At 37.9% G+C, this 5,101-nt stretch carries 4 protein-coding genes; 2 read left to right on the forward strand and 2 right to left on the reverse strand.

Features of this window, described 5'->3' with window-relative positions; translation table 11 throughout:
• Positions 1-238 precede the first annotated feature (238 nt).
• Both F6K13_RS17390 and F6K13_RS17395 read left to right on the forward strand, forming a co-directional pair.
• On the forward strand, positions 239-562 hold the full coding sequence (locus F6K13_RS17390) for a DUF3593 domain-containing protein (protein WP_124146924.1): 324 nt from the start codon (positions 239-241) through the stop codon (positions 560-562).
• 84 nt (positions 563-646) lie between these two features.
• Positions 647-1,684: an endonuclease/exonuclease/phosphatase family protein gene (locus tag F6K13_RS17395; protein WP_124146925.1), complete on the forward strand. Its 1,038-nt coding sequence runs from the start codon at positions 647-649 to the stop codon at positions 1,682-1,684.
• On the opposite strand, the gene F6K13_RS17400 is transcribed toward F6K13_RS17395, so the two are convergent.
• Positions 1,632-2,390 carry an NAD(P)/FAD-dependent oxidoreductase gene (locus F6K13_RS17400; RefSeq protein WP_205127510.1) on the reverse strand — a complete coding sequence of 253 codons (759 nt, stop codon included), beginning with the start codon at positions 2,388-2,390 and terminating at the stop codon, positions 1,632-1,634. The two genes, F6K13_RS17395 and F6K13_RS17400, sit on opposite strands and share 53 nt — an antisense overlap.
• A gap of 1,176 nt (positions 2,391-3,566) precedes the next feature.
• On the reverse strand, positions 3,567-4,832 hold the full coding sequence (locus F6K13_RS17405) for a methionine gamma-lyase family protein (protein ID WP_124146926.1): 1,266 nt from the start codon (positions 4,830-4,832) through the stop codon (positions 3,567-3,569).
• Positions 4,833-5,101 lie beyond the last annotated feature (269 nt).

The following is a 5,101-nucleotide window of genomic DNA, read 5'->3' on the forward strand; positions in this document are numbered from 1 at the left end:
TTTCAGAGTATTTTGAATACTTAACTCCAGAGTACCGACTATCTTTTTTTGAAAAATTAAATCAACTCAGAAGTGAGATATTTTTGAGCGCTCCAGACTAGATATCTATAACGTTATAGTTTTGAAAATATATATTCAGAGTATTTTGAATACTGAATATAATGTATTTTGAATACAGAGCTTTAACTATGGACTACTAGCTACTTACTACAACAAAATTTTTTATACTCCTAAAAATATGATTTCTAAAGATACTCTATTTGCTCTTTCTCTATTTCCTTATTTAGGCTTTCTTTGGTTTCTCACTCGTTCAGGCAAAACACCCCGTTTAGCCTTAATTGGATTTTATGGCACTTTAGTATTTGTAGGCGTAACTATTCCCGCTGGAATTTATGCTAAACAAGTTTATAGTGAAGCCTTAGCAAATATTGATTGGTTACATGGTAGTGCAGAAGTATTTCTAACACTATCTAATATTTTGCTAGTGCTAGGTTTTAGGGAAGCTGTTTTAAAGAAGGAAGAGGAAATAAGGAAGAAGGAAGAAGGGAAAACTGATTTTTAAAGAAGGAAGAAGAAAGAAGGAAGAAAGAAGAAAAAAAACTCAAATCTTACTTTTTTTGTAAATAGGTTTGGAGGCAATGGGCAAATGAATCTCTTCTTACTTTTACAAATAATTACCAAATTGTTTGTCTATAGTTATTCAGGATTAATTTTAATTTACTTGATACTCCGACTAATATTATGGGATAAATTCTGGCTAATAGCTTTAATTGGAAATTTTATCCCTTTGATTTTTTTCCCAATATTAATTCTGCCACTCCCGGCATTTTTAATTATCAAAAAACGTTGGTTTTTGATAGTTTCATCTATTGCTTGTCTGCTGCTTATTGGTTGGTTACATACACAATATTTTTCTCCTCAAACTATTTCCGCAGCAAATACTCAACCTCTGAAAATTTTCTCCTTAAATAATAGTTGGCATAAGACTGAAACCGAAACTCTAGTAGAAATAATAAAACGAGAAAAACCAGATATCGTATTTTTACAAGAAATTACCAGAAATCATATTACAAAATCCTTTCCTAAATTAAAAGCTGAATATCCTTATCAAACCTCAGATGATATTAAAGGTTATAGAGCAGCAATTCTCAGCAGATATCCTATAGAATTTCAGGAAAATCTACACTTAGCAAGTCATTCAGAAGTTCAACAACGCGCTCTTATTAAAATTAAGCAACAGCTAATAGTTGTCTACAATATTCAAACAATTTCTCCTTGGATTCGACTTCGGAAAATTTTACCTTTTTTGACAATTCCAGTTTATGAATTTGATGAGCGATCGCTAGAAATTCAAGACTTAATAGAACGACTAAAAAAAGAAAGTTTGCCAGTTATTGTGGCGGGTGATTTTAATATGAGCGAACAATCTCAGGACTACTATTATTTAACACAAGTATTAAATGATTCTTTTCGAGTATCAGGAATGGGTTTTGGTTTAACTTGGCCTGCGGGTTGGCGTCTGGATTTTTTAATTCCCAATTCTACCTGGAAATTAGATTATCCTCTGTTTAGAATTGACTATATTTGGTATTCAAATCATTGGGTTTCTATGTCTGCTGAAGTTTTGCCAACTACAGGTTCAGATCATTTACCTTTAGTAGCGGAATTGGTTTTAAGTAAATAGTGAAATTATTATGCTTTTTAATGCCTATTAATCCTCCAAAAAGTAGCTTTCGGGGAAATGTTCGGTAATCATCATCACGTTCACCTCTTTTGCGGGGTAATACCCACCCTGTTGAAGTACGAAGGCTGCTCCAGCAATTCTTGGCGACACGAGATATTTCTAGCGCAACGTCCGAACCTGACTCACCTCCACCTACCACCAATACATTTTTGCCTACAAAGTTATTCGCATTGCGATATTCTTGGGAATGAGAAAACTCCACTTCAGTTAAAGAGTCTTTCCACTTGGGATATTTTGGGATACTGTTGTTACCCATCGCCAAAGCTACTCGTTTCGATCGCAAAGTTTCTCCAGATGCCAGTTTGACTTGCCATCCTTCATCCTCTCGATTAGTCATTTCAACAACCTTGGAATTGAACCGAATTTTGTCAAAAACGCCAAAATGTTTCGCATATCTTTTCCAATAGTCAAGCGCTTCCTGCTTCGTCCAGAATCGGTGCTGTTGTCCATCACCCATCCAAAAGTCGGAAAACATACTATAGGTGCAAGAGGAAGTTAGCACTAAATTGTCGTATGTGTTGGCAAAAACGCCTCCCAAATTTTCTGTTTGCTCCAAGCAAACAACCTCATTGACGCCTTGCTCAAGTAATTCTTTAGTAGTTACCAGACCACCAGGGCCTGCTCCAATTACAATGCAATCTAACATTATGTAATGCTCCCTAATATTTTGTGCTTGTTTTGAAAAGTAGGTTCTCGTGAAAGCAGGAATAACTTTTTTATTTGATTCTTTATATTTTTTTTATAACTTATTAGTCTAAAAAATGCTGAGGGCTACTTCTTCATATGCAACAGGACTTACGCAACTGCACTAATTGTAGTGGTAATGTCTGGCATAATGACCACACATACACCATATATGGCGGTAATGCCTAAGTCCTGTGCAATTTACAATATTCATTTGGATACACCTGGCAACCATAAACCCTCTCAAAAAGCTCCCAGAATGTGCCCCTAGGTCTGGAGAACGTAGCTTAATACAGGTTTATCTGGCTCGTCCCATAAATCCCCACACATTTTTTGGGACATGAATTTAGATCGGCAACCGCAATTTGTATACCACATTACGCACATCAAGTTGACGCAATAAAAGAAAAAATCTCACCATCCACCTCCGGGAGCTTCAGCAAATAAAACAGACTATTGCTATATACGCAGTAAAAGGAAAAATTTCATCATCCAGCTCCGGAAGCTTCAGTAAATGAAACTACTATTGCTATATACGCAGTAAAAGGAAAAATTTCATCATCCAGCTCCGGAAGCTTCAGTAAATGAAACAGACTATTGCTCTATACGCAATAGAAGGAAAAATTTCATCATCCAGCTCCGGGAGCTTCAGTAAATGAAACAGACTATTGCTCTATACGCAGTAAAAGGAAAAATTTTTACCCTCCAGCTCCGGGAGCTTCAGCAAATGAAACCACTATTGCTCTATACGCAGTAAAAGGAAAAATTTTTACCCTCCAGCTCCGGGAGCTTCAGCAAATGAAACCACTATTGCTCTATCCGCAATAAAAGGAAAAATTCCATCCTCCACCCTCCGAGAGCTTCAGCAAATGAAACCACTATTGCTCTATACGCAGTAAAAGGAAAAATTTTTACCCTCCAGCTCCGGGAGCTTCAGCAAATAAAACCACTATTGCTCTATCCGCAATAAAAGAGAAAATCTTATCCTCCAGCACCAGGAGCTTAAGTAAATGAAACCACTATTGCTCTATCCGCAATAAAAGGAAAAATTCCATCCTCCACCCTCCGAGAGCTCCAGCAAATGAAACTACTATTGCTCTATCCGCAATAAAAGGAAAAATTTCATAATTAAAAAATTCTAACTTTTGACTTTTGACTTTTGACTTTTGACTTCCATACCAAACCCTACCGCCTCAATAGCCGCCTCCAGAGCGATCGCCACATGAGTCCAATGAGTCCCCCCCTGACAAAACACCACATAAGGTTCCCTCAAAGGACCATCTGCCGAAAATTCTGAAGTCGCCCCATCAATAAAAGTGCCACCTGCCATAACCAACTGACTTTCATACCCAGGCATCGGTGCCGGTACCGGATCTAAATAAGACCCCACAGGCGAATATTGCTGAATAGCTCGACAAAAAGAAATTAACTTCTCCGGGGAACCCAACCTTATCCCCTGAATAACATCCCGTCGTTTTTCAAAAGGAAGAGGATTAACAGGATAACCCAACTTATCAAAAACATAAGCCGTCAAATGATTACCCTTCATCGCCTCCCCCACCATTTGAGGCGCCAAAAATAAACCTTGAAACAACAACCTATTCTGCTCAAAAGTTGCCCCACCACTACTACCAATACCAGGAGCAGTTAACCGACAAGCAGCAGCTTCCACCAAATCTCCCCTACCTGCCACATAACCACCTGCCGGAACTATAGTACCACCAGGATTTTTAATCAAAGACCCCGCCACCAAATCAGCTCCCACCACAAGAGGTTCCCGGTCCTCAATAAACTCCCCATAACAGTTGTCCACAAAACAAACTGTCCGAGGATTTTGTTCCTTAACTATCTTGACAATTTTCTCAATATCTGCAATAGACAAACTAGCTCGCCAAGAATAACCACAAGAACGTTGAATCAAAGCCAGACGAGTTTTCTCAGTAATAGCAGACTCCAACCCTCGCCAATCTATTGCACCAGTATTAGTTAACGGCAACTCCCGATAACTAACGCCAAAATCTTTCAGAGAACCTTGACCTTCCTCCCTCAGACCAATAACCTCCTCCAAAGTATCGTAAGGAGAACCCACCACAGACAACATTTCATCCCCTGGCCTAAGAGTGCCAAACAAAGCACAGGCGATCGCATGAGTTCCAGAAACAAATTGGACTCTTACCGCTGCTGCCTCAGCCCCCATCACCTGAGCAAAAACCTTGTCCAAAGTTTCCCGCCCTAAATCGTCATGGCCATAACCAGTAACTCCTGCAAAATGATGGACACCTACCCGATGTTCGCGAAAAGCATCTAGAACTCGTCTGAGATTTTGCTTGACTAAGCTATCAATATCGGAAAATATGGGAAATAGGTCCTGTTCTGCTGTTTGTAGATAAGTAGTGCTATTCATATTTAATTTGTTGTATTTGTGGTATGCTATACAAAGTGTAAATTTTTGTTAATAATCAAATTCACCATAAAATCTAAAATTCCTTTGTCAACAAAGAATTAATTTAGATATGCAGGCTGTGCTTTTGTTTGAAAAAAGTTTCATCAAAAAGCCATAACAAATTTGAAGTCAAAAAACTCAATAAACAAAGCAGTATTTTGCTTGATTTTCAAGATAGTAATTGACTTTTTTTATTAATCAAATTTTCAGATTCAATCACCAAAACTTAA

The organism is Okeania sp. SIO2B9, from assembly GCF_010672505.1.
Taxonomy (GTDB): domain Bacteria; phylum Cyanobacteriota; class Cyanobacteriia; order Cyanobacteriales; family Microcoleaceae; genus Okeania; species Okeania hirsuta.

Coding starts and splice junctions, on each gene's coding strand:
- F6K13_RS17390 (WP_124146924.1), top strand. CDS start 239: ATGATTTCTAAAGATACTCTATTTGCTCTTTCTCTATTTCCTTATTTA.
- F6K13_RS17395 (WP_124146925.1), top strand. CDS start 647: ATGAATCTCTTCTTACTTTTACAAATAATTACCAAATTGTTTGTCTAT.
- F6K13_RS17400 (WP_205127510.1), bottom strand. CDS start 2,390: ATGTTAGATTGCATTGTAATTGGAGCAGGCCCTGGTGGTCTGGTAACT.
- F6K13_RS17405 (WP_124146926.1), bottom strand. CDS start 4,832: ATGAATAGCACTACTTATCTACAAACAGCAGAACAGGACCTATTTCCC.